At 70.7% G+C, this 25,827-nt stretch carries 34 protein-coding genes; 30 read left to right on the top strand and 4 right to left on the bottom strand.

Going from position 1 to position 25,827, the window contains the following annotated elements:
- Positions 1-28: 28 nt before the first annotated feature.
- The 9 genes from BLW85_RS38025 to BLW85_RS37995 all read left to right on the top strand — a co-directional run bounded on the left by BLW85_RS38025 (position 29) and on the right by BLW85_RS37995 (position 7,746).
- Positions 29-958, top strand: a complete 930-nt coding sequence (locus BLW85_RS38025; protein WP_074996422.1) for a ParA family protein — start codon at positions 29-31, stop codon at positions 956-958.
- A complete protein-coding gene (locus tag BLW85_RS38020; RefSeq protein ID WP_074996421.1) occupies positions 955-1,281 on the top strand; it encodes a hypothetical protein in 327 nt (108 codons plus the stop codon). The genes BLW85_RS38025 and BLW85_RS38020 overlap by 4 nt, the downstream gene beginning before the upstream one ends.
- Positions 1,282-1,439: 158 nt before the next feature.
- Positions 1,440-2,705 carry a site-specific integrase gene (locus tag BLW85_RS38015; RefSeq protein WP_074996420.1) on the top strand — a complete coding sequence of 422 codons (1,266 nt, stop codon included), beginning with the start codon at positions 1,440-1,442 and terminating at the stop codon, positions 2,703-2,705.
- 490 nt (positions 2,706-3,195) lie between these two features.
- Positions 3,196-3,507 (top strand): hypothetical protein, encoded by a 312-nt coding sequence (locus BLW85_RS38010; protein ID WP_143060514.1) that lies wholly within the window; start codon positions 3,196-3,198, stop codon positions 3,505-3,507.
- A 225-nt stretch (positions 3,508-3,732) separates the two neighbouring features.
- Positions 3,733-3,897 (top strand): hypothetical protein, encoded by a 165-nt coding sequence (locus BLW85_RS39690; protein WP_167381489.1) that lies wholly within the window; start codon positions 3,733-3,735, stop codon positions 3,895-3,897.
- A complete protein-coding gene (locus BLW85_RS38005; RefSeq protein ID WP_074996418.1) occupies positions 3,894-4,400 on the top strand; it encodes a DUF6420 family protein in 507 nt (168 codons plus the stop codon). Before BLW85_RS39690 ends, BLW85_RS38005 begins: the two co-directional genes overlap by 4 nt.
- A 116-nt stretch (positions 4,401-4,516) precedes the next feature.
- Entirely contained in the window at positions 4,517-4,675 is a 159-nt protein-coding gene (locus BLW85_RS39685; protein WP_167381488.1) for a hypothetical protein, read from the top strand.
- A 36-nt stretch (positions 4,676-4,711) separates the two neighbouring features.
- A complete protein-coding gene (locus tag BLW85_RS38000) occupies positions 4,712-4,975 on the top strand; it encodes a hypothetical protein (RefSeq protein WP_074996417.1) in 264 nt (87 codons plus the stop codon).
- A gap of 1,940 nt (positions 4,976-6,915) precedes the next feature.
- Positions 6,916-7,746, top strand: coding sequence for a hypothetical protein (locus tag BLW85_RS37995; protein WP_079172697.1), 831 nt, complete (start codon positions 6,916-6,918; stop codon positions 7,744-7,746).
- 421 nt (positions 7,747-8,167) lie between these two features.
- Here the strand turns inward: BLW85_RS37995 and dnaB are convergent, their stop codons facing one another.
- The 4 genes from dnaB to BLW85_RS37975 all read right to left on the bottom strand — a co-directional run bounded on the left by dnaB (position 8,168) and on the right by BLW85_RS37975 (position 13,060).
- Entirely contained in the window at positions 8,168-9,550 is a 1,383-nt protein-coding gene (gene dnaB / locus BLW85_RS37990) for a replicative DNA helicase (protein WP_074996416.1), read from the bottom strand.
- Between the two features lie 89 nt (positions 9,551-9,639).
- Positions 9,640-10,800 (bottom strand): hypothetical protein, encoded by a 1,161-nt coding sequence (locus tag BLW85_RS37985; RefSeq protein ID WP_074996415.1) that lies wholly within the window; start codon positions 10,798-10,800, stop codon positions 9,640-9,642.
- Between the two features lie 836 nt (positions 10,801-11,636).
- The gene (locus BLW85_RS37980) at positions 11,637-12,329 is read right to left on the bottom strand and encodes an ATP-binding protein (RefSeq protein ID WP_074996414.1); all 693 of its coding nucleotides are present in this window, start codon (positions 12,327-12,329) and stop codon (positions 11,637-11,639) included.
- Positions 12,326-13,060 (bottom strand): GntR family transcriptional regulator, encoded by a 735-nt coding sequence (locus BLW85_RS37975; RefSeq protein ID WP_074996413.1) that lies wholly within the window; start codon positions 13,058-13,060, stop codon positions 12,326-12,328. Before BLW85_RS37975 ends, BLW85_RS37980 begins: the two co-directional genes overlap by 4 nt.
- 489 nt (positions 13,061-13,549) lie before the next feature.
- Here BLW85_RS37975 and BLW85_RS37970 point away from each other — a divergent pair, with 489 nt between their 5' ends.
- The 21 genes from BLW85_RS37970 to BLW85_RS37875 all read left to right on the top strand — a co-directional run bounded on the left by BLW85_RS37970 (position 13,550) and on the right by BLW85_RS37875 (position 25,812).
- A complete protein-coding gene (locus BLW85_RS37970; RefSeq protein ID WP_074996412.1) occupies positions 13,550-13,849 on the top strand; it encodes a hypothetical protein in 300 nt (99 codons plus the stop codon).
- On the top strand, positions 13,849-14,013 hold the full coding sequence (locus tag BLW85_RS39680; RefSeq protein ID WP_167381487.1) for a hypothetical protein: 165 nt from the start codon (positions 13,849-13,851) through the stop codon (positions 14,011-14,013). Before BLW85_RS37970 ends, BLW85_RS39680 begins: the two co-directional genes overlap by 1 nt.
- Positions 14,014-14,018: 5 nt before the next feature.
- On the top strand, positions 14,019-14,321 hold the full coding sequence (locus BLW85_RS37965) for a hypothetical protein (RefSeq protein WP_143060513.1): 303 nt from the start codon (positions 14,019-14,021) through the stop codon (positions 14,319-14,321).
- The gene (locus tag BLW85_RS37960; protein ID WP_074996410.1) at positions 14,318-15,082 is read left to right on the top strand and encodes a hypothetical protein; all 765 of its coding nucleotides are present in this window, start codon (positions 14,318-14,320) and stop codon (positions 15,080-15,082) included. The genes BLW85_RS37965 and BLW85_RS37960 overlap by 4 nt, the downstream gene beginning before the upstream one ends.
- Entirely contained in the window at positions 15,079-15,306 is a 228-nt protein-coding gene (locus BLW85_RS37955; protein ID WP_074996409.1) for a hypothetical protein, read from the top strand. The genes BLW85_RS37960 and BLW85_RS37955 overlap by 4 nt, the downstream gene beginning before the upstream one ends.
- A complete protein-coding gene (locus BLW85_RS37950) occupies positions 15,303-16,754 on the top strand; it encodes a hypothetical protein (RefSeq protein ID WP_074996408.1) in 1,452 nt (483 codons plus the stop codon). Before BLW85_RS37955 ends, BLW85_RS37950 begins: the two co-directional genes overlap by 4 nt.
- Positions 16,751-17,161, top strand: a complete 411-nt coding sequence (locus BLW85_RS37945) for a hypothetical protein (RefSeq protein WP_143060512.1) — start codon at positions 16,751-16,753, stop codon at positions 17,159-17,161. Before BLW85_RS37950 ends, BLW85_RS37945 begins: the two co-directional genes overlap by 4 nt.
- A 34-nt stretch (positions 17,162-17,195) precedes the next feature.
- A complete protein-coding gene (locus BLW85_RS37940) occupies positions 17,196-17,540 on the top strand; it encodes a hypothetical protein (RefSeq protein WP_074996406.1) in 345 nt (114 codons plus the stop codon).
- Complete coding sequence (locus BLW85_RS37935) at positions 17,537-17,845, top strand: hypothetical protein (RefSeq protein ID WP_074996405.1); 309 nt, start codon at positions 17,537-17,539, stop codon at positions 17,843-17,845. Before BLW85_RS37940 ends, BLW85_RS37935 begins: the two co-directional genes overlap by 4 nt.
- 91 nt (positions 17,846-17,936) lie before the next feature.
- Entirely contained in the window at positions 17,937-20,357 is a 2,421-nt protein-coding gene (locus BLW85_RS37930) for a hypothetical protein (RefSeq protein ID WP_074996404.1), read from the top strand.
- Between the two features lie 271 nt (positions 20,358-20,628).
- Positions 20,629-21,207: a hypothetical protein gene (locus BLW85_RS37925; RefSeq protein ID WP_074996403.1), complete on the top strand. Its 579-nt coding sequence runs from the start codon at positions 20,629-20,631 to the stop codon at positions 21,205-21,207.
- 1 nt (position 21,208) lies between these two features.
- Positions 21,209-21,652, top strand: a complete 444-nt coding sequence (locus tag BLW85_RS37920) for a hypothetical protein (protein WP_074996402.1) — start codon at positions 21,209-21,211, stop codon at positions 21,650-21,652.
- Entirely contained in the window at positions 21,652-22,299 is a 648-nt protein-coding gene (locus BLW85_RS37915) for a hypothetical protein (protein ID WP_074996401.1), read from the top strand. Before BLW85_RS37920 ends, BLW85_RS37915 begins: the two co-directional genes overlap by 1 nt.
- 100 nt (positions 22,300-22,399) lie before the next feature.
- On the top strand, positions 22,400-22,594 hold the full coding sequence (locus BLW85_RS37910; RefSeq protein WP_074996400.1) for a hypothetical protein: 195 nt from the start codon (positions 22,400-22,402) through the stop codon (positions 22,592-22,594).
- A gap of 99 nt (positions 22,595-22,693) precedes the next feature.
- Positions 22,694-22,888, top strand: a complete 195-nt coding sequence (locus BLW85_RS37905) for a hypothetical protein (RefSeq protein ID WP_074996399.1) — start codon at positions 22,694-22,696, stop codon at positions 22,886-22,888.
- 245 nt (positions 22,889-23,133) lie between these two features.
- Entirely contained in the window at positions 23,134-23,637 is a 504-nt protein-coding gene (locus BLW85_RS37900; protein ID WP_244175071.1) for a Pycsar system effector family protein, read from the top strand.
- A 31-nt stretch (positions 23,638-23,668) separates the two neighbouring features.
- The gene (locus BLW85_RS37895) at positions 23,669-23,860 is read left to right on the top strand and encodes a hypothetical protein (RefSeq protein WP_074996398.1); all 192 of its coding nucleotides are present in this window, start codon (positions 23,669-23,671) and stop codon (positions 23,858-23,860) included.
- Between the two features lie 124 nt (positions 23,861-23,984).
- Positions 23,985-24,209 (top strand): hypothetical protein, encoded by a 225-nt coding sequence (locus tag BLW85_RS37890; RefSeq protein WP_074996397.1) that lies wholly within the window; start codon positions 23,985-23,987, stop codon positions 24,207-24,209.
- A gap of 96 nt (positions 24,210-24,305) precedes the next feature.
- Positions 24,306-24,809, top strand: coding sequence for a hypothetical protein (locus tag BLW85_RS37885; protein WP_074996396.1), 504 nt, complete (start codon positions 24,306-24,308; stop codon positions 24,807-24,809).
- Positions 24,806-25,126, top strand: coding sequence for a hypothetical protein (locus BLW85_RS37880; protein WP_074996395.1), 321 nt, complete (start codon positions 24,806-24,808; stop codon positions 25,124-25,126). The genes BLW85_RS37885 and BLW85_RS37880 overlap by 4 nt, the downstream gene beginning before the upstream one ends.
- Positions 25,123-25,812 (top strand): hypothetical protein, encoded by a 690-nt coding sequence (locus tag BLW85_RS37875; protein ID WP_074996394.1) that lies wholly within the window; start codon positions 25,123-25,125, stop codon positions 25,810-25,812. Before BLW85_RS37880 ends, BLW85_RS37875 begins: the two co-directional genes overlap by 4 nt.
- The last annotated feature ends 15 nt before the right edge of the window (positions 25,813-25,827 follow it).

Below are 25,827 nucleotides of genomic sequence, written 5' to 3'. Positions count from 1 at the left end.
GGGGAGAGGCCCGGATGAGGAGAGAGACATGGTCCAGGTAACGCTGGAACCGCTGAAGATCCCGGAGCGGCTGCTGATGCCCACGGTCTTCGAGCGGGCGTGGACGGAGCCGGCCAACCGGCTCAAGCCGCGGATCCTGCTCCCCGCCGCCTTCACGCGCCCGGCCCCGATCCTGCCCGGCGAGCACCGGGTGTTCATGGTCTTCAACCGCAAGGGCGGGGCGGGCAAGACGACCACCACGCTGGAGCTGGCCTGCGCCTGGGCGGCGATGGGCTACACCGTGCGCGTGATCGACGCGGACCCGCAGGACGCGGGCCTGTCCGGCTGGCTGGAGCCGATCTTCCCCGAGGGCCTGGCCGTCGACAACCGCATGACGCTCAAGGACGTGCTGTACGAGAAGGTCGGCCTGGACGAGGCGACCTACTACACGCGGTACAAGAACATCTACATCGTCCCCAGCTTCGAGGACTGCGCGGTCGCCGAGTACGACCCGGCCGTCTCCGGGGAGCGCACCCTGCGCCGTGCGATCAAGCGTTCCGAGGCGCCGGTCGACATCACCATCGTCGACTGCCCGCCCAAGATCGGAAAGCTCTCCACCTTCACTCTCGCCATCGGCGGCAAGGTGATCGTGCCGAGCCAGGTCAGCGCGCTGGACGCCAAGTCCAACAAGTCCCTGCGGAAGACGATCACCGACGCGCAGGACGAGTACGACGTCGAGGTCGTGGCCGCGGTCCTTACCGCCTGGGACGTCACGAACATCGCCAAGGACGTCGGGAACGAGATGGCCGAGCACTACCCGGGCGCGCTGGTGTGTCCGGTGCGCAAGACGGTGGACGCGAAGTCCGCGCCGGGCGAGAACAAGGCCATCCGCGAGTTCAGCAGGCGCTCGACCACCACGCGCGACTTCGACCAGGTCGGTCGGATGTTGGTGGCGCCGCGAGAGGAAGCAGCAGCATGAGCAACGGACTGCCGTTCGGCAAGGGGAGCATCCTCGGCAAGGAGCTGGGCGACAAGGCGCCGCAGGCGGCGCCGGGCGCCAAGGAGAAGGTGCCGGCGTACGTGACCCCGGACACGATGAACCGGCTGCGCAACACGGTGGTCGCACTCCAGCGGCTTTCCCTGGACGACGAAGACGTCGACGAGCCCATCTCGCTGTCCGCGTACGTGGAGGCCGCCATCCTCGCGCGGATCCGCCGCGACGAGCGCGAGCACAACAACGGCAACCCGTTCCCACAGCGCCGCCAGAAGAACCTCAAGACCGGCCCGCCGGTCACCAAGTAGCTCCCGGCCTCCCGGCCGCGACGACGGGCTCCGCCGGCCTCCGGCGGGGCCCGTCGTGCGTCCGCATGTCAGCGACGGTTGAGCCTGTTGGTTCTAATGAGTCTGATCCGGCGTTCGGTCCGTGCGGCTGTCCGGACGTGGCTACCGTGCCCAGAGTGATGAACCGACCCGACATCCTGGAGGAGCTGCCCGAGCTCCAGGAGGCCGTGGACGCCGTGTGCGAGCAGGCGCCCTCCGAGGCCCGCCGGCGGCAGATCCGTGCCCACGCCCGTGAGCTGGTCCGCGCCCTCAAGCACCCCGAGCACCCGCTGACCGTCGCCGACGACCTGGCCGACATCCTCGCCCGCGATTCGCTGCAGGAGTACGAGCGCCTGGCCCTGGTCGGCGAGCTGCGCGACCGGGGAGCCAAGCGCCCCACCAGCGAGGCGACGGCGATGGTGCGCTCCGGGGTGATGGTGCTCCTGCAGCGCGAGCTGGGCCTGGAGGTCTTCCACCTGCGCCAGCTGGAACAGCTCCCCGGCAAGGAGCCCGTCGACGTCGTCCGGCGCGAGCGGCTGCGGGCCAGCCTGCAGACCCTCTCCGACACCATCGGCACGCGCACCCGCTGGACCGTCGACGGCGGCCTGCTCACCCGGGGCTACCCGCTGTGGGTCCGGATGCTCGCCATGTCCTCGGTCGTGCTGGACACCGGGTGCCGGGTCGGCGAGCTGTGCGCGCTGCGCCTGGAGGACCTCTCCCCCGCCCTGGACGAGGTCCGCATCACCCGGCGCCCGCAGAACGCCCGCCCGAACACCCCGGTGTCCGTCGAGGTCTACCCGCTGCGCCGCTCGACCCGGGCCGCCCTGCAGCGCTGGTTCCTGGTGCGCCGCCTGCTGATGAGCGAGGTCACCGGCAGCGCGGACGCGCTGTGGGTCTCGGTACGCGGCAACCACTCCGGCACTGTCGACGAGGAGACCGGCCCGCAGCATCGGCCAGCCGGTACCACCCTGCAGCCGCGCGGCGCCGGACGGGCGTACGCCGCGGCGGTCGCCAAGGTGAACGCCGAACTCGCCGGTACCGAGGGCTGGAGCCCGCTCCCGGAGCGCATGGAGCAGCTGCGCCGCGGCGTCGCCGCCCCCGAGCTCCACCTCGTGCCGCCGCGTCCCGACGCGGAGAAGGCCGCCGAACTCATGGGCCGCCTGGAGAAGGCCGGCCGCCAGCTCGCCGCCCTGCCCGACGCTCGGGCCACCGCGACCACCGGCCGCGCAGCGCGCGACGAGGCCCGGTATGTCCTGCGCGAGGCGTGGCGGCTCGGCATCGAGCACCAGGTGCAGCTCGACGTGCTGTCCGCCTCCGGCCTGCTCGCCTACGACACTCCGCGCGCCGGGTGGGAGCCCGAACTACTGCGGGCCCTGGACCGCGCGGCCCGCCTCAAGCCCCTTTAGTGCCTAAGTCGATCACGGTCCGAACGTACCAGTGGCCGCAGCCCGGGCTCGAGGTGGCGTGCGTGCCCAACTCCCGGCCGTCCAGGGGGCATCCATGAGGGCGACCGGGGAGACACGCGGCGGCCGCGGATTCGCTAGCATGGGGCTAGCTACCGCTGGCGTCTCAGCGGACTCGGGAGTTCGATTCGGCCCGAGAGCCAAAAAAAATCCCTTTCGGTAACTAACGGGTCACGAAGTGCCCCCTTGGTTGTGAGCGGGATTGGTTCTCGGCACACCGAAGCGGTCTGCGCTCCCCCTCGATCTGTCTAAGGGGTCGAGAACCACAAAAAAAACGCCGCTAGATGTGATGAGAGTCACCACTAGGCGATTCGGGCCCAGGTGCTCGTCTCTCTGCTAGCGGCTCGGTTCTCGACTCGAAAGCGGTCCTCCGATGCCGTCCCTGCCGTCCCTCCCACCTGGCACAACCAAGGCGCTCCTCGTCGCCGTCCGCATGCTCCCGCTGCTCGTGATCGTCTGTCTGTCCGCCCCGGCCTGGGTGCTCTGGCCGTTCCTCTCCGCACCCCGGCAACAGGTGGTGCTGGAGATGGTCAAGGCGCTGGGGACCTGGGTTGGCGTCGCCAACGAGCCGACGGGCAAGGAGGAGAAGCCCGAACTCCCGCCGCCGGACAAGGAGAAACCCCGGCGCCCGCTCGCCCGTAAAGCGAAGGGAGCCGGGGCCAAGTCCTCTGTGGCGGTCACGCCGTCGCGTCAACGTCTCCCTGGCGGAGGGGCGCAGCAGGCACAGCGCCGTCGGCGTGCTTGAGTGTCATACGTGCGGTGACCAGGTGGCGGCGGGGGCAGGGGTGGGCACCCATCTGCCAGGAAATCATGCCCTGACCTGAGCATTCACGAGTGCACGTTCAGGGACACAGGCGAGGCCACAGGGCGGGCCACAGCGGTATGAACATGACCGGAACGGCCTTATGTGGCCCCCCGCAGGGGCCACCATGGGGCGGTACCGCTCGCCGACCGCAGGAGAACCGCGCCTGTGATCCGTGTCCACCACCGGCTCAAGGGCGGCGCTATGCAGCTCGGCGCCACCGGCCCCGGCCTGCCCGGCCCGTTCGGCGTCTGGCCCGCCGATGACCACCAGGACGACGAGGACCAAGGCCACGAGCCCGCCGACCGGGCGGAGGAGACGAGGAACGCATGACCGAGGACCGCGGTGCCGCCGGCCCGTACATCGAGTACGACGGGCTGCCCGTCCTGCACGGCTCGGAGGTGAAGCTGCCGCTGATCCACCCGTACGCCCCGGTGGAGGCCGGGCGCTACGTCACGCCCGGCGGCGGGCGGCTGACCATCCGGAAGGCCGAGAAGAACGCCGCCCATCTGCGGATCACGCTGGATCACCTCGGCTGCCCCGCGCAGTGCACCCCGGAGAAGGACGCCGCCTTCCGGCGGCTCGCCCTGGCCGTCGAGGGCTACTGCGTCCATGCCGGGTGCCGCCACCGTGCCGCATTCTCGGACGGGGTGCTGCGCTGCTTCGAGGTGCGCAATGGCGCCGTCACGCTCGCCGCGTTCGTGCGCGCTGTGCTCGCGATCGAGCTGGGAGACCTTATCCCTGCCGGTCGGATCATCGAGGAGTCCGAAGCGCGGTTCGGGCCCGTCCGCCGCTCCGAAGGGCTCGACGATGAAGGGCAGGCAGAGGCCGTTTAGACCCATTGGGCCCAACGGGTCTGACCATCGCTCGGAGTGGAGGGAACCCCTAATCAAGGGGCGGGTCGGACCTGTTAGACCTAACGCTCCTAATCCGTCAGGCCGTGGCGGGCGGCGTGCAGTTCCTGCAGCAGCGCCTGGACCTCGTCGCGGGCGGCGGGCGCCGCGGTGCCGGCGGGCGGGTCGGCGCCGTAGGAGTCGAGGATCAGGCGCAGCGCGCGCAGTCGGGCGGCGAGGCCGGGCCCGTCGAGCTCGCGGTGCGGTCAACGCCCTAGCCCGGGGCGGACCGATCCCAGCTACGGTGGACGCCCATGAACGCCTACGACCGGGCCGTGCAACGCGCCCTCGCCGCCACCGGCCACACCCACCTCACCACCGGTCAGCTCATCGCGCTCCTCGACCGCACCGAGGAAGCCACCCCGCACGCACAACACCTTCAACGTCTCCACCCCGGACACGCCACCACCCGCAACCGCCTGCACGCCGCCGGCATGACCTGCGCACAGATCGGTCTCCAAGAGGACGGCGACCCGGAGTTCCTCGACGCGCTGCTGGAGGAGCTCGCCCACACATAAGCCCGGCAACAGCCCATCGTGGCCCGGCCATCACGCTGGATCCCGGAGGGCCGGGAAAACACCTGATCACGCCCTGTCAGACCTGTTGGAACCAACGGCCCTAACCGGTGTGGCCGTGACGGGCGGCGTGCAGTTCCTCCAGCAGCGCCAGGACCTCGTCGCGGGCGGCGACCGCCGCGGTGCCGGCGGGCAGGGCATCCAGGACTTTAAGATCATCCCCTTGGCCCTTCGGCGCTCACCCCGGACTGGGCCGAGGCCGTCCTGAGCCTGATCGGCCCGCGTTCGGCGAGCGCCTGGTGCACCTGATCCTCGAGGCATACGGCACGGACCTGCTGGGTTCGTTGTTCATCACGGGCACAGTGCGGCCTTGTAGCCGGAGACGGCTACAAGGCCGGCTTGTTACCTACCTGTCAGGGCCCTTGGGGATCCGCCGCATTCTGAGCCGAGTTCGGTGGCGGAGGGTCCTGACCGGTCGGTTCAGCGTTTCCTGTGGAGGGTTGTGGCTCTGCTCTTCGGTAATCGATCATCGCCTGGGTTTTTTGTTCCGGCTCTGGAAGCTGGTTGACGAACTGGATAAACGCTCTCTGAAATTCCCTGTCAGTCCTGTCCCGTGACCAGGCCCGTAGCTGAGCAATGACCGGCGGCACTAGAGCGATGACGGCGGAGCCGAGCAGCGCGGCCCACCAAGGTGCTCCTGCCAGGAGAGCAGACAGCCCTGCACCGCCCGCAGCAAGGGAGGGAAGGGAAGCCAGAGTCATGCGCACTGCCGTGCCTTTCCGGCAGGGGGCAGTGCAGAGGCCCCCTGTCCTGACGAACCGGCGGGGGCCGGGGGACGAAGGGGCGGACATGCGTGCCTGCGCTGGCAGGCACGCAGGCATGCCAAGGACCCGCTGCGTTCGGCAGCGGGTCCTACGGCAGGAGGCCTGGAGGACCCTGGAGGGGCGAGGAGTTGCTCAGCCCTGGGTCGCCCTAGTGCCGTGGGAAGTGATTTGTGAGGACTCTTGGAAAGAGAGGAATTCGGGGGTTTTTTGGGTAGCCTCGGGGATATACCTAGTTGTTGTAAAACAACGTAGGCTTAACCTTCCCGATAAACCACGCCATCTATTCTCAGATACTTCCCGAATTAGTGACTCGATCTTTCGTCTAGGTCCGGGCATGCCAGACCTGGCCGCTAGTCTGCCGGAAGAGGGCATAGGGCAGCAAGGGCCTGAGGTGGCCACATGCCAGGTTCGGCCCGCATGCGGTCGGCGACCGTGGGTCGTGTCCGCGGATCGCGGACGGGGCCGGCGGACGTCCTCGACATCGCATCTGCGGATGAGCTACCGCATACACCGCCCTGACCTGGTCGATACCGGCGCTCCGGGGACGAGGGATCAGGCAGACAAGCCCGAGACGGGGCTGGAAGGGCGTTCAGGGCGTCTATCTCGACGTCGGCGTCCAGAGGAGTGCGGATCAGCGTATGAGAGGCGCACAGCGTCGCCCAGGGACGCGCCGCCCCGCTCTTGTAAGTCGCCGCGCGAAGCGCGTCTGTGTTCATCGGCGGAGCCGATGGGGTTTGGAAGTCGTGCCCGAAGGGCTCCTTTCTAGGTTCTGACCTGCATGTTCCCCCCAGAGTCAGCCCACGGCGCGGCCTGTCACCCGAATGGGTGGCAGGCCGCGCCTCCCTCCCTCCGGGCTATTAACAGGCCCTTGCGCTCGACGGATGTTGTCCGGCGCATGACCTGCCGTTCCGGCTGCCCGCTGTCTCTGGCCCGGGCCACGGCTCCGCTTCCAGCGCGAGGGGGTCAAGATCATCCGCGCGGGAGTAGGGCGGAGAAGTGCTCTGAGCTGGGGTGATGGGTGCGGTACCAGCCGCACCCATCACCTCTTGGAGGTGGGCGCAACGGCCTGTTAACAGAATTTCCTGTCCCAGACACCGGGGACGCGATGATGATGACGCCATGCAGAGCGAGCGCGCAGAGACCTACGCCAAGTGCACCACCGACCTGGAGCTGGCCCCCACGGCAGCCGCGGCCGCCGGCGCCTTCGACACCGCCCTCACCAACGGCCTGGCGGCGATCGTCGCCCACGAGTGGCCAACCCAGCTCGCCTACCCGGACGGCCGCATCAAATCCGCTTCGGCGTTGCTGAAGGTCATCGAGGAGGCGGAGAAGGCCCCCGCCGACCCCGGACAGACCGGTGTCTTCGTCCTGCCCGACCCCGAGCCGGACAAGCCGGCCGCCGCCCCAGCCGGCACGCCGTGGCCATGGGTCGAAGACTTCCCACCGCTGCCGCCGCTCGACACCCGTATCGACGTCGAGACCCTGCGCGACGGACTGCGCCGCACACAGCCGGTCCGCCACGCCAGCGGCACTGGCGCCCTGGAACGCCGACACATCGACGCCCTGCTCGCCCTGGACGACCACATCGCCCTGCGCTGTCTCAGCTCCGAGCACGCCGACCGGGCCTGGGAGGAGGCCAGCGACGCCGATGCCCACTCCCGGGCCCGCGCAGCCGCCCTGCTCCTGCGCATCGGCGACGAAGAAGCCGCCCGCCGTGCGGAGGCCGCAGCCGGACTCCACGAGCCCTACCACCCGAAGCACAACCCCGAGGGCCTCGACCTGCAGTACTGCCCCGTTTGCGGCTACGAGTCCTTCAGCTCTGAACATCAGGACGACTACGGCATGGGTGTCGGCGTCGGCCAATGCCTCGTCTGCCACTACGAGCGCACCGCCGACACCGCTGAAGAAGAAGCCCAGGCCCAGATCTTCGCCACGCGCTGGGCCGACTGAACCTCGACAGCCGCCAGAACGTGCCACGCCCTCGGCGCGGGAGTGCGCCGAGGGCGGTCTGTGTGACTAGACGAGCGGCAGCCTGCCACCAGAAGCGGTCACTGTCGCGGGCTCAGGTCTGGGCCATATCCACGAACCGGCTGTAATGCCCCTGGAAGGCCACGGTGACCGTCGCAGTGGGACCGTATGCTGGCCTGGGCGTTGAACGGCACCGTGCCGCCCGCGCTCGCCGGGCGGTTACCCAGGCCGGGCACGAGAGGTGCTCTGACGTGGGGTGTTGGGTGCGGTGCGAGCCGCACCGAACACCGTGGTGTCCGGGCGCAGCGGCCTGTTAATAGCCGGTTGGGTCGGGGGACGACGACGCCCCGGCACGTGAGTGCGCCGGGGGCGAGCGGACAACGTTCGCGGGTTCAGGGTCTGGTCAGGTCTGGGCCATGTCCACGAAGCGCGAGTAGTGGCCCTGGAACGCCACGGTGATCGTCGCCGTGGGCCCGTTGCGGTGCTTGGCGACGATCAGGTCGGCCTCGCCCGCGCGCGGGGACTCCTTCTCGTAGGCGTCCTCGCGGTGCAGCAGGATGACCATGTCGGCGTCTTGCTCGATCGAGCCGGACTCACGCAGGTCGGAGACCTGGGGACGCTTGTCGGTGCGCTGCTCGGAGCCGCGGTTGAGCTGGGACAGGGCGACGACCGGCACGCTGAGCTCCTTGGCGAGCTTCTTCAGGCCCCGGGAGATCTGGCCGACCTCGACCACGCGGTTCTCCGCGCGCTTGCCGGACTCCATGAGCTGCAGGTAGTCCACGACGATCAGGCTCAGCCCGTGCTTCTGCTGCAGGCGCCGGCACTTCGAGCGGATCTGGAGCATGGTCAGGTCGGCGGAGTCGTCGAGGAACAGCGGCGCGGCCTCGATGGCCGGGGTCCTGCGGCTGATGGCCTTCCAGTCGTCCTCGGTGAGGTTCCCGGAGCGCATCTTGTGCAGGCCGACGCGGGCCTCGGCGGACAGCATCCGCATGTTGATCTCGGAGATGCCCATCTCCAACGAGAAGAACACGCTGGGCAGGCCGTCACGGATCGAGCACGCCCGGGCGAAGTCGAGCGCGAGGGTGGACTTGCCCATGGCCGGGCGAGCGGCGACGACGACCAACTGGCCCGGCTGGAGGCCCTGGGTCAGGAGGTCGAGGTCCTTGAAGCCGGTGGACACCCCGGTGAGCTCACCGTTGCGGTTCTGGATCGCCTGCAGCTCGTCGATGGTGGAGGCCAGGCTGCCCTCGCCGGGGCGCTTGGGATCGGCGGCCTGAGCGATCTCGGTGGCTGCGTGGATCTCGGCCTGGGCGGCGTCGGAGACCTGGGCCACCTCGCCCTCGCCGGACCAGGCCATGGCCTGGATCCGGGTGCCGGCCTCGATGAGGCGGCGGCGTACGGCCAGGTCGTGGACGATCTCGGCGTAGTACTCCACGCTCGCCGCGGTCGGCACGGCCTGGACGAGGGCGTGCAGGTAGGCGGCGCCACCGACCCGGGTGATGTCGCCGGACTTGGTCAGCTCGGCGGCGACCGTGATCGGGTCGACGGGTTCACCATCGCCGTAGAGCTTGATGATCGCCTGCTGGATCGTCTCGTGCGCGGGCCGGTAGTAGTCCGCGGGTGTCATCGGCGAGCCGAGGAAGTCGGCGATGGCGTCGCGGCTGAGCAGCTGCCCGCCCAGCACCGACTGCTCGCCCTCGATGTTCTGCGGCAGGACGGACCGGTGGAAGCCGCCGCCGGGGTCCTCCTCGTGGTGGTCGGGGCGCTGAGTGACTACCGTGGTCATTCCGATCTCCTGTTCCATGACTTCGGGATGTGGTTGATCGCAACGGGTCGCCCCGGCCAGGGGGCGGCCCGTCTTCGTGTACGGGTGGGTCAGGCCGTCGCGAAAACGACGACCGGGTTGCACTCCGGGCACCGGCGCGGACTGCCCTCGCGGGGCGCGATCCACCGGTACTCCGGAGAGTCGCAGTTGCCGCACCACGGCACCGCTCCCCCGGGCATCGGCTTCGGGGCCGGCGGCGGGTTGTGCTCGGCGTGACGCGTCAGGCTGGAGTAGCCCAGCCCCGGCAGCTGCCCGGCGAGCTTCGCAACATGCTCGACCGGCCAGTTCAGCGCCAGCAGCTCACGGGCCTCGGCGCGGAGCCGCTGAACAACCGACTGCAGCGGGTACACGCCGTTCAGCGCCAGGACATAAGCCTCGACGACCTTGCCGATCTTCGGCTCCAGCTCGTCCGGCTCCTGCCGCTGCCCCGGCACCGGAGCCGACTCGGCAGCGGCGGCCGCCATGGTCGTCTTCCGCCCAGCGCTGTTCTCTCTCTCGGTTGTGGCCTTGGTCGGGTCAGCCGGGGCCCCTGTGACGGGGGAGGAGAGAGAGTCTTCAAGAACAGTCTTGTTCCTAATAAGAGCCCCGCCCTGACCGACCCCCGGTCGATGGGGGGTCGGTCGACCGGTCCCGCTCTGACCGACCCCCGGAAAAGCGGGTGTCGGTCCGACCTGCGGTGATGCCATCTGACCGACCCCCCGATTCTTGGGGGTCGGTCGTGCGGGGGCCGGTGCAGCCTCAGTGCCTCCGACTTTGCGCGGGTCCAGGCGTTCCGGCTCGACCCGGATGGCCTTGACGTTGCCGCCGGCCAGGATCGCGGCGAACTCCTCGGCGACTTCTTCGGCGGTGAACGGTTTGCCGTGGGCGTCGACCTGGAATGTCGTGTACCAGGAGCCACCCCGCTTGATGACGGGCTTGCCCTTGTCGTCGAGGACCGGCTGGCCCTCGACATCGAGCTGGGGCTCGCTGGTGGCGCGCTGAACCTTGAACTTCACGACGTACGCGCCTTCGACGAGGATGCGCATAGCCTTGCTCAGCGCGGTCTCGCCCTCGGCGTACTCCTCGCACAGGGTCTCGACCGTCACGTCTTCGCCGTCCTTGGCACGGATCAGCCGGGTGAGCAGGCCGACCGCCAGGAGCGAGGACAGGTTATCGATCGAGTCGTTCTCGACGGCGGCAAACCGCTGGGGCTTGGAAGTGCGCTTCCTCATCGGGCCACCGCCTCGGCGGCCGCGGTGGACACGGCGAAGCGGACACCCCTATCGGAGCAGGTCAAACCGGGATTCGAGCACTGCGTAGTCATATTCACGGCGCCTTCGTACGCGGTGGCGACGGTTACCGTCGCGGGCTCCGCGGAGGCGAGCCGGAGGGGGCGGTGCATGGGGTGCGAACTCTCCCAATCGGGGTAGAGAGCCGCACGTCGGTGATCATCAGCAGGTAACCGGACGGGCCTACGAGCGGTGCTGCGTAAAGGCCGCCTGGCCGGTTACCCTAGCTGGTGGTGACCGGGCCCCGTGGGGTCGGGAGCCCGGCGTTACCGCCGACGTACGACTCAGGAACTGTGGCTTTGCGGGCCGGGGACTGAGTCAAGTTGTTGAGTTGAGGGCCGCTCCTGTTGGCGCAGGGGCGGCCCTCGGCGTTACGGGGCGCGAGCAATCATGGCGAACATGGTGGAGTCCGATCGCCGGTTGGGGAAACCGGGGCTGAGCTGGTATAGAGCGTGATCGCATCCGGTGATCGTGCCGGACGCCGGTGTGGTGTTGTACCGGATCACCGGCGTGGATACTCCGAGATCCCGTTCTCCGGGAGAGAACTTGCGAAGCCGTCCCGCCACACGGAAAGCGCGGGCCGCCACCGGCGTGTCGCCGTGTCCCGCTGGCCCACCGACAGTGGGTACGCGTAGCCTGCTGACCATCGCAGGCACCTCCCATTCAGGTGCTTGATCGCGGCGCCGACCACCACAACCGGCGAGCGCGATCGACAGGCCCCCGCGGGGGCCTGTTTGCGTTTCGCGGGACATCTTCCTCCCTCCGGCGGTCACTGGGGGTCAGCCAGCCGATTCCGGAGTGTCGCCGCGGCTCAGGGCGCTGAGCACGGTTGCCGGGCGCCCGTCGTAGGTCAGGTGTGGTTCGTCTGGCCCTGGCGCGACGAAGCGGCCAGCATGACGCCGCAGGTCGTCCTCGCTGAAGTACATGGCGTTCGGGTCGTCGAAGGTCTCGGCGTTGCGTTCCTTGATCCGGTCCCAGAGGGAGTCGTGATCGCCGGGCAGGTACAGGAGGACGACTTCGGCGCCGGCCTGCTCGCCTATCTCGCGCCACTCCCTGCGTTCTTCAACCGTCCAGAACCCGTGATCCATGACCACGTCGTGACCTGCGGCCAGGGCGGTCCGCAGCTCGACGGCGATCTGAGCGAGGATCGGGCGTTCCCTGACGCGGTACTCCCCACGCGGGAAGTCCCGTCCGTAGTGGCCGTGCGCCTGCCAGACCCGTTCGTCCGGAGACAGGCGCAGGAAGCCATTGCGCTCCAGCTCGCGCGCGAGTGTCGTCTTTCCCGATCCGGGGAGACCAGCCATCAAGATGAGCCTTGCCGGACCGCTCCGCCCTGTCAGCGTTCGCATGATTCGGGTGATTTCCGTCCTGTCCTCTGGGGTCGAGGTACCGAGGCGTTGCGCCTGCAGGAGAGAGCCGAGCTTGGTCTCCAGCACCTGGACGAGGGTGTCGTCGAGGGGCAGCGTGGTCATTCGCCGACCTCTTCCTTGGTCCAGCGGCGGCCAGGGCCGCCGACATCTACGCCGTACTCGATCGTCATGCCGCTGGTGTCGACGATTCGGACCGTCAGGACGATGACCGCTGCCTTGGTGTCTTCGGGGATCTCCAGTGGTCCGGCGTCGGCCGGCGTCGTGAGCCGGGCCCACATGGAGCTGTATCGGCGGGCCACAGGGCGGCCGGTGTGGCGTGTGATCAGGTCGATCGACGTCCCGCTGCTAAGCCGCCGCCCCATGGCCAGTTCGGGCAGTTCCTCGGCGAATACCTCCGGGATCCAGGACGTCGAGTGGCTGATGACGCTGTTGTCGTGCTCGTCGCGGTAGGTCCGGGAGCGCCGAAGCACCTGATCGCCAGGCGCGATGCCCAGGGCCTCAGCCACATCCTCGGGGGCAGCGACGACCCCCGCCATGTGCGAGTCAGAGCGCTCGCCAGCTCGCCATGATGATCCGGTGGCCCTGCTGTGCCTTTCGCGGTCGGCGGCGGTCGCCAGGGTGGTGCGCTCCCGTACGACCGTCCCGTGGCCACGCGACGCAATCACCAGACCGTCCGCTTCCAGCGACTTGTACGCGGTATGGACCGTCGACTTCGATCCCTTCCCCGCGCTGACCAGGTCTTCGATCTTGGGCAGGCGATCGCCGGGCGCGTACTCGCCGCTGGTGATCTTCGCGGCGATCTCGTCGGCGAGGGCTTTCCACTTGGGTGGCATGTCCGGTGATCTCCTCCTTCTCGGCGCACCCAGTGAACCACAATCCCAGGATTAGGCGACAGACCCCTTCAATCTCGGGATTGTCGTCCCGGGTGTGATTGACAGGGGACCGCAATCCTGGGAATGTCGTCCCGGCAAGGCGACGCCGAGTGAGTCCAGCTCACGAAGTGTGACGGCACAGCCATGCCGAAAACGGCGACACCGGACCGCCTCGGAGTTGTACCGAGCCCGGTGTACCGAGAAGAACTCAACAGAGTGCAACGAGGCAGAGAGCAACCTTCGCGCTGGTCAGAAGGCCATGTGGGCCGCCAGCGAGAGGTACGTCCAGACAGATTCGGCCCGGCGCATCGCCTGTACGGGGATGTGCCGTGGCCGTGGCCGTCTGGCCGTGCACGACAACCCCCGCCCGAATGGGCGCGGCCCCGGATCAGGCGGTGCAACGCCCCCGGGGCCACTTCGGAATCCAACTCAGCAGGGAGTGGAACCGCGATGATCAGTATCCCCAACCCGGGCGCCGGCACTCTTGCCGCCGCCCTCCAGCTCCGCACCGACGCCTCGCAGATCCTCGGCATCGACGTCGAGCTGGTCCTCGGGCCGCCCGTCGGGATCGAGGGCCGCGCCGCCCGCCAGGCCCGCGAGGACGCCCTCGCCGACATGGTCGAGACGGGCTTCCTCAAGCCCAAGCAGGTCAGCCGCCGCGCCGACCTCACCGTCGTCCTCCTGGAGGAGCTCGACGAGCTGGAGTACGCCGCCGGCCTCGTCGACATCGACCTCGGGGCGGTGGCCTGATGACCGACACCACCCGCCAGCTCCTGGCCGACGTCCTGGAGCGCGTCAGCTCGAACCCCGACGAGTGGTCGGTCCGCGACACGGAGACGATCAGCCGTCTCCGCGCGGCCGCCGAGTGGGAGGAGGCGTCCGAGAAGGTCGCCACCGCCCGGACCGGCAGGTGACCGCGATGACGCGCCCCGCCCTCGCCTTACGCGACCTCGTCCGCGCCGGCCTCGACCTCACGGGCCGGATGCCCTCGCAGATGCTGCTGCTCCTGGTCCCGCTGCTCGCGGCGCTGGCCTACGGCTCCGGAACCGTCCTCCTGGACGCGCTGACCGCGCTGGTCACCGCCGTCGCCCAGGTCACCAAGTGCCTGCTGTGGCTCGGCGCGCTCGGCGTGAGCGCCCGCCTGCTGCACCGCGTGGTCGACCAGCACCTGCGTAACAACCCGCCCGTCGCCCCCTCCGAGACCCGGGAGCCCGCCGCATGATCCGGATGATCCGCACGAAGACCCTCCGGGCCCTGAAGGAGGGCGCCGAACTCGCCTCCGTCTTGGAGACCGACCTGGAAACCTCCGAGGCCACCACCGAGTCGCTGCGGACCGAGCTGGTCGCCGCCGAGGCCCGCAACACCGACCTCCACCGCCTGGTCGAGCTGCTGGTCGGCGCGACGAAGTACGCCTTCGACGCGGCCGACGCCCCGATCGACGTGGTCCTCCACGAGGGCAAGGTGCGCAGCGCCCACCGCGACCGGGCCTCCGCCCAGGCCGCGACCCCGCACCCGGACGCCACCTGGAAGCCGACGCCGGACCCGGACCCCGACCCGCTCGGCTGGAAGATCTACCAGACCACCCCGCCGCCGCTGGCCGCACCGCCCACCGCGGGTGAGATCGATGCCCTCCTGGAGCGGCTGGAGCGCCCGGCGCTGGAGCAGATCGAGACGGCCAAGCGCCTCCAGGAGCTGCCCGGCGAGCTGGAGACCATCCGCTCCCAGCGCGACACGGCGATCAAAGACACCGAGACCGCCCTGGCCGCGCTGACCGCCGAGTCCCTGGCCTTCGCCTTCCACCGCGAGGCGGTGACCGAGGCGGTCACGGAGATCGCCTTCGCACTGCTCAGCAGCGACACCGCCGCCTCCGTCCGTGAGGTCTCCGGGCTGCTGCTGCGCCACGCCGAGCTGTTCGGCATCGACCCCCACGGCCCGGCCACCGACGCCGGCACCGGCACCGAGACGAAGGGAGCCGTCGCATGAACGCGGCCCTGATCTTCCACAACGGCGTCAGCCACGACTGGACCGCCGCCGACTACGACTCCTACGTCGTGCTCGCCGAGCTCGGGACGCCCCACCCGGCCGCCCGGGTCAACCTGGCCCGCCGCGGCCGGCCGCTGCGCCGCGCGATCCGCGCCGCGCTCCGGACCACCGCCCGCATCCACCTGTCCCGCACCCCGATCCGGAAGGAGGCCGTAGGCCGGTGACGACCTACAGCACCGAGACCCCCGTCAACGGCCACGACCCGAACGAACCGCCGTTCGCTAAGGCCCCGCTCCCCTCCAGCCGGGGCCAGGAACGCCGGGCCAACCTGCAGGCTCGCCGCGCCGAGGACCGCGCCGACCGCCGCGAGGAGGCCGAGGAGAAGCGCCGCGACCGCGAGCACAAGCGGCGCCTGAAGACCGAGGCCAAGAACGCCAAGGTCAGCCTCGCGCTGCAACGCAAGGCCGAGCGGCAGAAGATGCGCGCCAAGGCCCGCAAGGACCGCCGTGCCCGCCTGGACGCGATGGTCGTACGCCTCTCCCACCACATGCCGCTGTGGGGCCTGCCCGTCGTGCTGGTCTCCCTGGTAGTCGGCTGGACCGGCCAGGCCGGGGCGGCCGCGCACCTCGGAATGAGCTGGACCGCCCCCGGCGTCCCGGTCCTGACCGAGGGCATGACGCTGACGTTCGCCGGGCTCACCGGCCAGGCGATCGAGCAGAAGCGCCCCTACCGGTGGCTGATGCGGGCGACCTGGACCACGGCGGTGGTCGCCGCCTCCATCAACGGAGCCGGGCACCTGATCGAGGACAGCTCGGCGGCCGGGATCTACCGGGCGTGCGCCTACGCCGGGGCCTCGCTCGCCGCGCTGATCCTGTGGTGGGTGGTGATGCGCTCCAAGCGCGCCGCCGTCTCCGGCCGCACCGCCGAGGACATCGCCCGCTGGAAGCGGCTGCGCCGCCGGCACCCGATCCTCGTGCGCCGCGCCCGCCGGATCGCCGACAACACCGGGCTCGACCTCGACGCGGCGTACGCCAAGGCGTGGGAGCGGGCGAACGGCGCGGCGCCCGGGGAGCCGTCGATCCGCGAGATCCGCGCCTCGCGCCGGGCGTCGTTCCGCCGGGCCCAGGCCCTGGCTTGGGACGGACGCACTCGGTTCTCGCGCACGGTGCCCGCCCCGGCCGCGGTGGTTCCCACCGCCGTCGAGCCGGAGCCGGAAACGGTTCCTGAACCTGTGGCCGAGGACGTGCCCGAGGTGATCCCGGCTCCGTACCTCCCGGTCGCGCTCGCGGTTCCCGGGCCGGACGGACAGTGGATCGCGCACCGCGTCCCGGTGCATCCGCTGACCGCGTCCCGAGGCCTTGCCGACACGGGAAGCGAAACGGCTACAACCCGCTTCCCGCAAGGGCAGGAGCCGCTTCCGGCCCCTTCCCCGGACGCACCCGAGGCCGAGGGCGGGACGCAGTCGGACGAGGCCCAGGAGCAGGTCCGGGAAAAGGTCGCGGACGACCGGCTCGCCAAGGCTCGCGCGCTCGTCGACGCGGCCGCCGAGGAGGGCAAGAACCTCAAGCGCCACCCCTCCAACCGGCAGATGGCCCGGCACCTCGGGTGCCGTCCCGGAACCGCCCGTGAGTTCCTGACGGCCGTGCTCGCCGAGAGGGGAATCACCCGATGACGATTCCCGCAGCGTTAGCCGGAACCGTCTACGAGGCGGCCGTGGAGCGCAGCAACGGGTACTGCGAGTGCGACCTCGACGCGGCCGGGAACTGCGGCCTGGGCGACGGGGACAAGGCCCGCTGGCACAAGACCGGCAAGCGCTGCCGTGAGCGGGGCGAGCACCGCGCCCCGCTCCTGGTGGCCCCGATCGACCCGGAGGTCTCCGACCGGGACGCGATCGGTCTGCCCGTCGAGAAGGTCATGGTCCTGTGCCGCGGCTGCTACGTCCGCCGCCGCAACAAGACCGCCCGCGAGCGCGAGGCCCGCAACCAGGCCGCCCTCCTCGCCGACGAGAACGCCCTCTTCCCCCAAGACCTGTTGGACCCAACAGGTCCAACCCTCCCTAAGCAGCGCGATGCGGCCTGAGCCGCCGCGCCCGATCCCGGAACGGACCACGCACATGACGCACCTGATCCGCGCCGCCCGGCGCGTGGCCGGCCTCGCCGTCGCCCTGGCCCACATGCTGCTCGCGCTGTGCGCCGGCGACGCCGCCGGAACCCTCGCCTGGCAGGACGGCTACACGATCCCGCTCGACACCACCTCCTCGGCGGCCTGGAACGGCGCGCTCGTCATCGCGCTGCTGACCGTGCTGGGGGTGCTCCTGCTGCCAGAGCCCTGGGTGACCCAGCTCCGCTACCTGGTCATGGGCCGCCCCGTGGCCCCCTGCCCGGAGTGCGGCGGCCTCGCCACCCAGCCCGACGACGAGAACGGCCCGAACACGAACCCGAAGGAGATCGCGCAGTGAGCGCTTCCGCCGCCAAGACCTCCCGCCGCATGCCCTGGCGCCTTGCGGTCCTCGTCCCCGCCGCGACCTACGTCGTCATCTGGCGCGGCGTCCCCGGCGTCACGCCGATGCTCACCTTCAGCTGGCTGACCGCCCTGCTCACCGGCGGCGGCATGGTCGCCGCCGGGCTCTGGGGCCCGCAGATGCTCGCGGCCGCCGCCCGGGCCAAGAAGGAAGCGAACGCCATGCGTCGCCTGAAGGCCGAGAAGGCCGCACGCAAGGCCGCCTCCGAGAAGGCCGACGCCAAGCTCCGCCGGGCGCTCTAGCGCCACCTGCCGATCGCGGGGCCCGCAGCTTGCCCGGCCCGGGCCCCGCGTCCCTCCACCCCCTGAATCTTCGAGAGCGAGGAAGCTCAGCATGACGGACATCTCCCCCGAGTCGTCACCCGGCGGCCCGGGCGACGAGCGGATTCCCGACGACCTCTCCAGCCTGTTCGAGGGCCTCACCCCCGAGAAGCGGGACCGGCTGGAGAAGTCGGCCCGCGACGCCGTACGCGGCACCCGGGCCGGGATGGCGGACGCCACCACCGGCACCCCCCGCGACATCCCCGTCGCCGCCCCGGAAGCCGGCGGACTCGTCTTCGACGACGACGGCCAGGAGCACGACGGCCTCCCGGCCCCCCTGCCCCAGTCCGCGGACTCCGACGGCTGGCACTGGAAGCACGCCTTCCCCGCGGGCACCTTCGACTCCGCCGCGTGGGCCCACCGCAAGAAGGTGTTCCTGCATAAGCTCGCCTGGCACGCCGGACACACCCACGTCTACGCCTGGCAGATGACCCGCCTCTCCAGCATCGGCGTGGCGGCCGGTGCCCGCGACGCCTGGCACTACTACACCGCCCAGGAATACGCGGACATGGTCGACACCGCCCGCCGCAAGAAGATGAACCCGGACATCATCGCGGCGCTGCGCGAGGAACGCACCGAGGCCGCCCGCGGGCGGCGCCGCGAGCCGATGCTCGTCGGCGGCGTCACCGCGGTGCTCACCGTCATCGCGGCCGCCGTCGCCGTCGCCCAGGTCTACGGCCTGCTCGCCGCCTCCCCGGCCGCCATGCTCACCCTCGGCGTCCTGTCCGCCCTGGGCCTGCGCGAGCACCACCGCCGCAACCCCGACACGTCGCTGTCCGCCGCGTTCAACGTGCCGGCCTCCTCGCTTGCCGACCACGCCCCGCTCACCGACGACCTCCTCAACCGGGTGCTGCGCACCGCGAAGGTGTTCACCAAGGACGAGCACCAGATCACCCTGCTGGAGCCGATCCGCCCGGCCGAGATCAACGGCGTCGAGGCCAAGTTCAAGCTCCCCGACGACATCCAGGTGAGCAAGCTCATCGAGAAGAAGGAGGCCATCGCCGGCGCCCTCGACATCGAGGGCCACTGGCTCGACATCAAGCAGGACGGCTCCCCCACCCGCGTCTCCTTCTGGTACTGCACCTCCGACCCGTTCGGGCAGCCCCGCGTCTCCCCGCTCGTCCAGGAGCCGGAGCAGCAGGACGTGTGGAACCGCGGCATCCTGATCGGGTTCAACCGACGTGGCCTGCCGGTCCACCTCAAGCTGCGCCACGTCATGGCGCTGCTGGGCGGCATGTCCCGCACCGGCAAGGGCATGCTGCTGCGCAACCTCATCTGCGGCCTGGGCCTGGACCCGCGCGTCAACCTGCGCCTGGTCGCCGGAGCCAAGCCCGGCGAGCACCGCGGCTACGCCCCAATCTGCTCCACGTTCTTCGGCCGCCGCCCCGACCGCCTCATCGACCTGCTGGAAGGATTCCTGCGCGAGGCGTACCGGCGCGAGAGCGTCCTGGAGGACCAGGGCCGCGCGAAGTTCGGAGAGAAGGACCTCGCCGACTTCCCGCTGGAAATCCTCATCATCGACGAATACAAGCAGTACGCGAATTCGTCGATGCGGATCCCCGACCCGAGCGACGAGGACGGAAAGCGCACCATCAAGGCGTGCGACCGGATCGCCGAACTCCTTGAAGAGATCGCCGCGTTCGCGGCCGCGCTGAACATGACGGTCCTCATCTCCACCCAGGACCCGGACGCCAACACCGTTCCGCGCGGCTACAAGTCCAACACCGGAGCCCGGGCGGCCACCCGCACCGGCGGCGCCATCCAGACCAACGCCATCCTCAAGGACGGCGCGACCGGCGCGGGCCTGCGCGCCCACGAAATCCCCGAATCCCTCAAGGGCGGCGCCATCGTCGACATCGACGGCGCACCCGGCGAACTCATCCGCTCCTATTTCATCGAGGACGAGGAATTCGACGGCGCCGCCGACCTGATCGCGGCCGGGATCGAACTGCGCCGGGAACTGGGCCGCGCGCCGGGCCAGTTCGAGGACCACATCGAGAACTACCTCGTCGCCGTCACCGGAGAGTCCTCCCTCGCGGGCGGCCCCACCGGATCCGGGCGCCCCGCCCCGGCCACCCACGCCGGCGGCGTCGGCACCCTCGTGAAGGTCAGCATCCTGGAGCTGCTGCTCGACGCGATCGACGCGGACGCCGACCGGATCACGATGGCCGACGTCCGCGCCTACCTCACCGACCACGACCCCGAGAAGTGGGGGCAGCGGGACGGCGAGGCCGACGCCACCTACACCGCCCGGGTCGGCAAGCTCCTCGCCGCCGACATCGAGGAGGCCCTGGAGGGCACCGGCGCGGAGCTGACCGCCAAGACCGGCATGCGCTTCGGCAAGGGCCCCGACGGCCGCGAGATCAAGGGCTCCGGCTTCCACCGCAAGGACATCGAGGCCGCCGTCAAAGCCGCCCGTAATGCCCACAAATGACCCCCAGGGCGGGACCTAGGGCGCCCGCCAAAAGCGCAGGTCACAGCACATGGCGCTCCCCGTGGCGGCGCCCGGCACCCCAGGGCGCCGCCACAGGGTCCACGCCCCCGCCACAAGGTCCGCCCTACGCGCTGACCTGCACAGATGCCCGCCGCCCCGGGTGCCGCCACTGGCCCCAAACCATCCCAAAACGATCACGCGAGGAGGGGTGCCGAACACGCCGGTCACCGGCTGCTCCACCCTTCCCCGGCCCGATCGAGAGAGAGTTCCCGTGAACGAGACCACTGCCGCCCAGTCCAACCCCGCCCCGGCCGACGCCGACTTCCTCCGCCAGGTCCTGGCCGAGGCCCGGCTCATCGAATCCGCCTTCGAGACCACCCCGGGCGCGGCCACCGCGCCGGCCGCTCCGACCGTGCCGGTCCCGCCGCCCGGCTACACCCTCAGGACCATCCACCACACCACCCCGGACGGCGGCGCCCGCGTCGAGTACGAGGTCGTCCCCCTCGCTCCGCTCGCCCCCGCCGGCGCCCCGGCCGAGACGGAGAAGGCGACCGCCGCACGGCGCGGCCTGCCGGACTGGCTCACCGCCAACAGCCGCAAGATCAAGGCCGTCGCCTACCTCGCCGGAGGCGGCGCCATCACCGCCGGGGCCGCCCTCTACGGCCCGGCCGTCGGCGCGGGCATCAGCGCGGCCGCCGCAGGCGTGTGGGCCGCCACCGTGCTCGTCCTGAAGGTCGTCGGCATCTTCCTCGGAGGCCTGCTCGTCCTGCGCGTGCTGTGCGGCGGCGGCCGCCGCAAGAAGTCCGGCACCTTCGAATTCACCGGCACCGGTACCTGGAAGGAGAACTGACGTGTACGTGCAGATCGTCTTCCGCGCCTCCCCGCTCGTCGACGGCGAGCCTGTCACCTGCCCCGAGGCCCGCTTCCGCGGCCCGGGCGGCGTCCTCACGCTGACCGGCACCACGGCCGGGGTCGTGGGCTCCTGCGGCCGCGAGCACTACTCCCACGGACTCGCCGACTCCTCCAGTGCCGCGGAGTGCATGTTCACCGTCGGCCAGCTCGACACCAGCGACCTGGAGATCCTCCTCGCCCAGGGGCGCACGGGCAGGGTCCGCGGCTCCCTGCCCTCGGGGCGGCGCCTGGACGCACAGATCATCTCGCTCGGCGGCCCGGCCGCCGGCGCCACCGCGCCCGCCCCGGCCACCGGGGCCGGGGCGGGCGGCCGGACGCCCCGAGGCCGGGGTGCCGCAGCAGCCGCCTTCGGCGCGGCCAGCCGCAGCAAGGGCACGCGCTGATGGCCGGCCCGCTCCAGATCGTCTTCAAGGGCACGCCCACCTTCGACGGCACGGCCGTCGACTGCCCCGAGGAACCCGGCAAACGAGGCGTCGTCATCCGCCTGTACGTCACTCCGGCCGGGGTGCTGGGATCCTGCGGGCGCAAGCACCGCTACAAGGGCGAGCACGGTCGCCGCGCCCGCCCGGCGGACTGCGTCTTCCAGGTCCAGGCCGTCAGCAAGGAGGAGCTCCAGGCCCTCGCCGCCCCCGGCAAGACCGGGCGGGTCCACGGCAAGCTCCCCACCGGCAAGGCCGTCCAGGCGGAGATCATCTCCTTCGGTGACGGCAAGGCCATCGCGGCCGGGGGCGGCAAGGCCGCTCAGGCGTTCGCCCAGGCCAACGGCGGCAACGGCGGAGGCCAGGCCCGCGTCCCCCGGGGCGGAGGCGGCGCGGCCGCCGCGTTCTTCAACGCCATCGGCGCCACCGCCATGGCCGCCGGACAGGTCGCCGCAGCGGGTGCCAGTGCCGTCGGCTCCGTCGCCGACCTCGGCAAGGAAGGCATCGGCCTGGCCCGCGACGGCGTCCGCGAGGCCGGCGCATACGGCGAACGCCGCCACGAACGCAAGATGGCCAAGGGCTTCGGCGACGATGGCGGAGACGACGAGTAACCCCAGCTCAAATCCTGTTGGGCCTGTTACCCCTAACAGGCCCAAATGCGGCTCGGCCCGGACGGGCCACCCACCACTTCAGCCAGGAAGAAGGAACGCGATGTTCGAAGCAGGAGAAGAGGTCCTGATCGTCAGCTGTGAGGACGACCCCCGCGCGGCGGGCCGCACCGGCCGCATCGTCGACGAGGTGCCGCCCGGCCCGCTCACCGGCGGCCGCTGGACCGTCAACGGGATCGGCCTGCTGATCGGCCCGGTCCTGTGCCACGCCGACGAGCTGCTGAGCACCGGAGCCTGATCACCCCGGCCCGTCAGACCCGATCCCCTCACCCCAGCCGCGCCCGCCCGGACTGTCTCCGGCGCGGGCGCGGCCCGCGTCCACGCCAAGGAGACTGCCGTGCACCTTTCCCTCTCCGTCGTCCTGGTCCTGGCGATCGTGCTCGCCATCCTCATCCGCGGAGGCCACCTCAAGTGGCACACCGCCCTGGTCGCCGTCCTGTTCGGCTTCTTCCTCGCGGGCACCACCGTGGCGCCCCAGATCAACGAGGGCATCGACGGCGTCACCACCACCGTCTCGAAGATCAACCCGTGAGCCAGCCACCCGACCACACGGCCACCACCCGCCCCCGCACGTGCAACCCACCCTCGGCTGGCCCCCCGCCAGCGGGCCGACTTCTGCACGTCCGGGCGCGTTACCCCTGTTAGGTCCAACAGGGGCAACGAGACGAAGTTCCCAAGTATTTGTTGGCCAACTTGAGATTGACAAGCCAACTTGGAGTTGGCATTCTGTGGGTGTGGGCCCGGGCCCGCGCCGACCGAGATGAAGGAGACGCACCCATGGAGCACCAGCCGCAGGCCGCCAGTCTCAACGAACTGCTCGCCCGCCGCGCGACCGCCTCCAGCGCCCACCTCCAGCAGGCCTGCACCGACGTGGTCACCGAGATCAGCCGGACCGACAGCAAGGCATCCGCCCTGCTCACCGCCTTCGGCATCCCCCTGGCCGTGCTGATCGCCGTCGTCCCCGGTCACGGCCTGTCCACCCTCGCTGCGGTCCTCGTCGGCCTCAGCGCGCTCGGCCTGGTCGCCGCGATGCTCGTCGTCCTCCTGGCCGTCCGCCCCCGCCTCGGCGGCAACGTGAGCGGCTCCTACCTGCACTGGGCGGCCTGCACGCCCGAGGAGGTCCACGCCGACATCACCGTCGAGCGCACGGCCGAGCGCATCGTCGCCCTCTCCCGGATCGCCGCCGCGAAATACCGCGCGCTCAAGCTCGCCATCGACATCACCGCCGGCGCACTGCTCGCCCTGCTCCTGGCCCTGGCCGCCGCCCTCACCCACGCCTGACCGACCACGTCACCGAAAGGGAACCGAAACGATGCTCACCGACCTGATCAGCCGGATCATCACCCGGCTGACGAACCAGCTGAAGTACGGCTCGTACTCCTGCGGCAAGTGCGGCCTCAAGATCGAGGTCACCGACTACCCCGACCGCGTCAGCCGCGTCCTGGACATCGCCATCGCCCACAACTGCAAGCCCAGCAAGCCCAAGCCCGCGAAGACCTTGTGACCCCCGGGGCGGGCGGCCTACCGGCTACCAACCACGCCCGCCCGCCCCGGGCCGCCCAGCCCACTCCAACTTGGAGCAGGGGGCAGCCACATCGTCCCTCACACCCGAGACGGAGCTGACCACCATGACCCCCACCCGACCCGACACCCCCCAGGCCATCGAGGCCAAGAAGCGGCTCGACCAGGCCGCCGCCGCACGGGACAAGGCCATCGAAGCCGCGCGCCGCGCCTACTGGAGCGCGGTAGCCGCCGAAATCGCGTCGAAGAACCTCACCCAGGTCGCCGTCGCCGCGCACCTGGACTTCTCCCGCGAGCACATCCGCCAGCAGATCAAGCGCTACGTCGGCTGAACTGCCGACCGCGGGGACGGCCGGGCCTCTTTGGCCGGACGCGCCGGCCGCCCCCGCGCTCCCCGTCACAGAAACCAACCGAGGAGAGACACCAGCATGAACCACCGCTCCGCCGCCTTCGCCGCCGCGTACGCGCTGCTGCGCGTCGCGGCCGACCACGCGGACCACTGGGGGCAGTCGGACTTCGACGCCCAGTGCAAGGGCGCCACCAACGAGGCGCCCGTGACGTACACGCACGAGGACGGCACCGTCACCACCGCCGGCACCGACGGCGGCCGTCGCGCCTGCCTCCACCACGTGATCCAGTACACCACCACCCAGGGCCTGGTCCTGGCGGCCGGCACCCGCGTGCTCGGCATCCGCCTGCACCCGGCCGCCGTCGCCGCCGCCCTCGCCGTCAGTGGCCTGACCCACTACGCCGCGGATCGCCGCGTGCCCCAGGGCCTCCTGCAGCGCCTCGCCAAGGCGACCGGCAAGGAGCGCTTCTACAAGCTGTCGGATTTCGGAATGAACGGCGCGTACTGCCTTGACCAGAGCTGGCACCACTCCTGGGAAACTCTCGCCGCGCTGATCGCCACCCTGAAGGCGCACCAGCGGTGAGCGCGGATACCGCGGCCGCCGTCGCCGCCATCCGCCTCGGCCTGCAGACGCTGCGCCACACCGCCCTGGGTGACACCGCCGACCACGAGGACCAGGCCCACGTCCTCCAGGCCCTCTACGACGACCGCCACCGTGAGGGCAGCGTGCTCGGCATGGTCTCCGACATGCTGACCGACCTCGGCCTCACCCTCGGCGACCAGGGCGCCGAGGACGCCGCCGAGGCCGTCGACGAGGCCGCCGCATACGTACAGGACTCCGCCGGCCTCCGCCTGGAGCGGGCTCGCACCGTCCTGACCGGGCAGAGGAACCGCACGTGAGCACCCTCGACGACAGGCCTGACACCGCCGGGAGAACGGCGTACGACGACTGGTTCGGCCGCGGGTACCTCCGCGGCCTGGACCACGGGCAACTTCGCCAGGTACCCGAGCTGGCCGCACTCCTTGAGACCGCGCCCGCCCTGGACGACATCCGCTTCCGTGGAGAACACCTGACCGTCCACGCCATCGGCACCACCGCGTACGCGGTGCTGTGGGAGGAGTGGTTCGGCTTGACCTCCACCTGGGTCCGGCACGCCTCCCCGGCCGCGGCCCGCTCCTGGGCCCACCAGGTCGCCGCGCAGTGGCTGCGCAACGAGACCGGCTACCGCGCCCCGGGAGGCACCTTGCGCAGCTGGGGCCGCCGCGAGTGGGCCGCCGAACGCGATCTCGTCCACGGCCGGTGGCACGTCGCCGTCGGCCTGCACCCCGGCGTCACCTACGCCAGTGTCGAGACCGGTGACCCGGTGGCCGGATGGGCGTTCCTCACCGCCACGCTCGCCGCCGCCGGGTTCCCGGCCGAGACCTGGCCCGACGAGATGCTCCAGACGCGCCAGCAGGACCTGCCCGCCCCCGACCCGAAGCCGCCGACCCAGCCGGGCACGGCCTCCGCCGAGCCGCAGACCCGATCCCGCACCTGGCGCGAGATCCTGCGCCGCGTCCTGGCCAGCTTCCGCAAGACCCGTTAGACCCAACACCCCTAA

The organism is Streptomyces misionensis (assembly GCF_900104815.1).
In the GTDB taxonomy this organism is placed as follows: domain Bacteria; phylum Actinomycetota; class Actinomycetes; order Streptomycetales; family Streptomycetaceae; genus Streptomyces; species Streptomyces misionensis.
The sequence above is the reverse complement of the archived record's forward strand: the minus strand, read 5'-3'. Positions and strand labels throughout refer to the sequence as shown.

Bases quoted from the DNA above. Each gene is read 5' to 3' on its own strand.
- BLW85_RS38015 (WP_074996420.1), top strand. From the start codon at position 1,440: ATGAACCGACCCGACATCCTGGAGGAGCTGCCCGAGCTCCAGGAGGCC.
- BLW85_RS37995 (WP_079172697.1), top strand. From the start codon at position 6,916: ATGCAGAGCGAGCGCGCAGAGACCTACGCCAAGTGCACCACCGACCTG.
- BLW85_RS37945 (WP_143060512.1), top strand. From the start codon at position 16,751: ATGACGATTCCCGCAGCGTTAGCCGGAACCGTCTACGAGGCGGCCGTG.
- BLW85_RS37895 (WP_074996398.1), top strand. From the start codon at position 23,669: ATGCTCACCGACCTGATCAGCCGGATCATCACCCGGCTGACGAACCAG.
- BLW85_RS38025 (WP_074996422.1), top strand. From the start codon at position 29: ATGGTCCAGGTAACGCTGGAACCGCTGAAGATCCCGGAGCGGCTGCTG.
- BLW85_RS37930 (WP_074996404.1), top strand. From the start codon at position 17,937: ATGACGGACATCTCCCCCGAGTCGTCACCCGGCGGCCCGGGCGACGAG.
- BLW85_RS37915 (WP_074996401.1), top strand. From the start codon at position 21,652: ATGGCCGGCCCGCTCCAGATCGTCTTCAAGGGCACGCCCACCTTCGAC.
- BLW85_RS37960 (WP_074996410.1), top strand. From the start codon at position 14,318: ATGATCCGGATGATCCGCACGAAGACCCTCCGGGCCCTGAAGGAGGGC.
- dnaB (WP_074996416.1), bottom strand. From the start codon at position 9,550: ATGACCACGGTAGTCACTCAGCGCCCCGACCACCACGAGGAGGACCCC.
- BLW85_RS39680 (WP_167381487.1), top strand. From the start codon at position 13,849: ATGACCGACACCACCCGCCAGCTCCTGGCCGACGTCCTGGAGCGCGTC.
- BLW85_RS37980 (WP_074996414.1), bottom strand. From the start codon at position 12,329: ATGACCACGCTGCCCCTCGACGACACCCTCGTCCAGGTGCTGGAGACC.
- BLW85_RS37890 (WP_074996397.1), top strand. From the start codon at position 23,985: ATGACCCCCACCCGACCCGACACCCCCCAGGCCATCGAGGCCAAGAAG.
- BLW85_RS37965 (WP_143060513.1), top strand. From the start codon at position 14,019: ATGACGCGCCCCGCCCTCGCCTTACGCGACCTCGTCCGCGCCGGCCTC.
- BLW85_RS37955 (WP_074996409.1), top strand. From the start codon at position 15,079: ATGAACGCGGCCCTGATCTTCCACAACGGCGTCAGCCACGACTGGACC.
- BLW85_RS38010 (WP_143060514.1), top strand. From the start codon at position 3,196: ATGCTCCCGCTGCTCGTGATCGTCTGTCTGTCCGCCCCGGCCTGGGTG.
- BLW85_RS38020 (WP_074996421.1), top strand. From the start codon at position 955: ATGAGCAACGGACTGCCGTTCGGCAAGGGGAGCATCCTCGGCAAGGAG.
- BLW85_RS37900 (WP_244175071.1), top strand. From the start codon at position 23,134: ATGGAGCACCAGCCGCAGGCCGCCAGTCTCAACGAACTGCTCGCCCGC.
- BLW85_RS37970 (WP_074996412.1), top strand. From the start codon at position 13,550: ATGATCAGTATCCCCAACCCGGGCGCCGGCACTCTTGCCGCCGCCCTC.
- BLW85_RS37885 (WP_074996396.1), top strand. From the start codon at position 24,306: ATGAACCACCGCTCCGCCGCCTTCGCCGCCGCGTACGCGCTGCTGCGC.
- BLW85_RS37940 (WP_074996406.1), top strand. From the start codon at position 17,196: ATGACGCACCTGATCCGCGCCGCCCGGCGCGTGGCCGGCCTCGCCGTC.
- BLW85_RS37985 (WP_074996415.1), bottom strand. From the start codon at position 10,800: ATGAGGAAGCGCACTTCCAAGCCCCAGCGGTTTGCCGCCGTCGAGAAC.
- BLW85_RS37910 (WP_074996400.1), top strand. From the start codon at position 22,400: ATGTTCGAAGCAGGAGAAGAGGTCCTGATCGTCAGCTGTGAGGACGAC.
- BLW85_RS37975 (WP_074996413.1), bottom strand. From the start codon at position 13,060: ATGCCACCCAAGTGGAAAGCCCTCGCCGACGAGATCGCCGCGAAGATC.
- BLW85_RS38005 (WP_074996418.1), top strand. From the start codon at position 3,894: ATGACCGAGGACCGCGGTGCCGCCGGCCCGTACATCGAGTACGACGGG.
- BLW85_RS38000 (WP_074996417.1), top strand. From the start codon at position 4,712: ATGAACGCCTACGACCGGGCCGTGCAACGCGCCCTCGCCGCCACCGGC.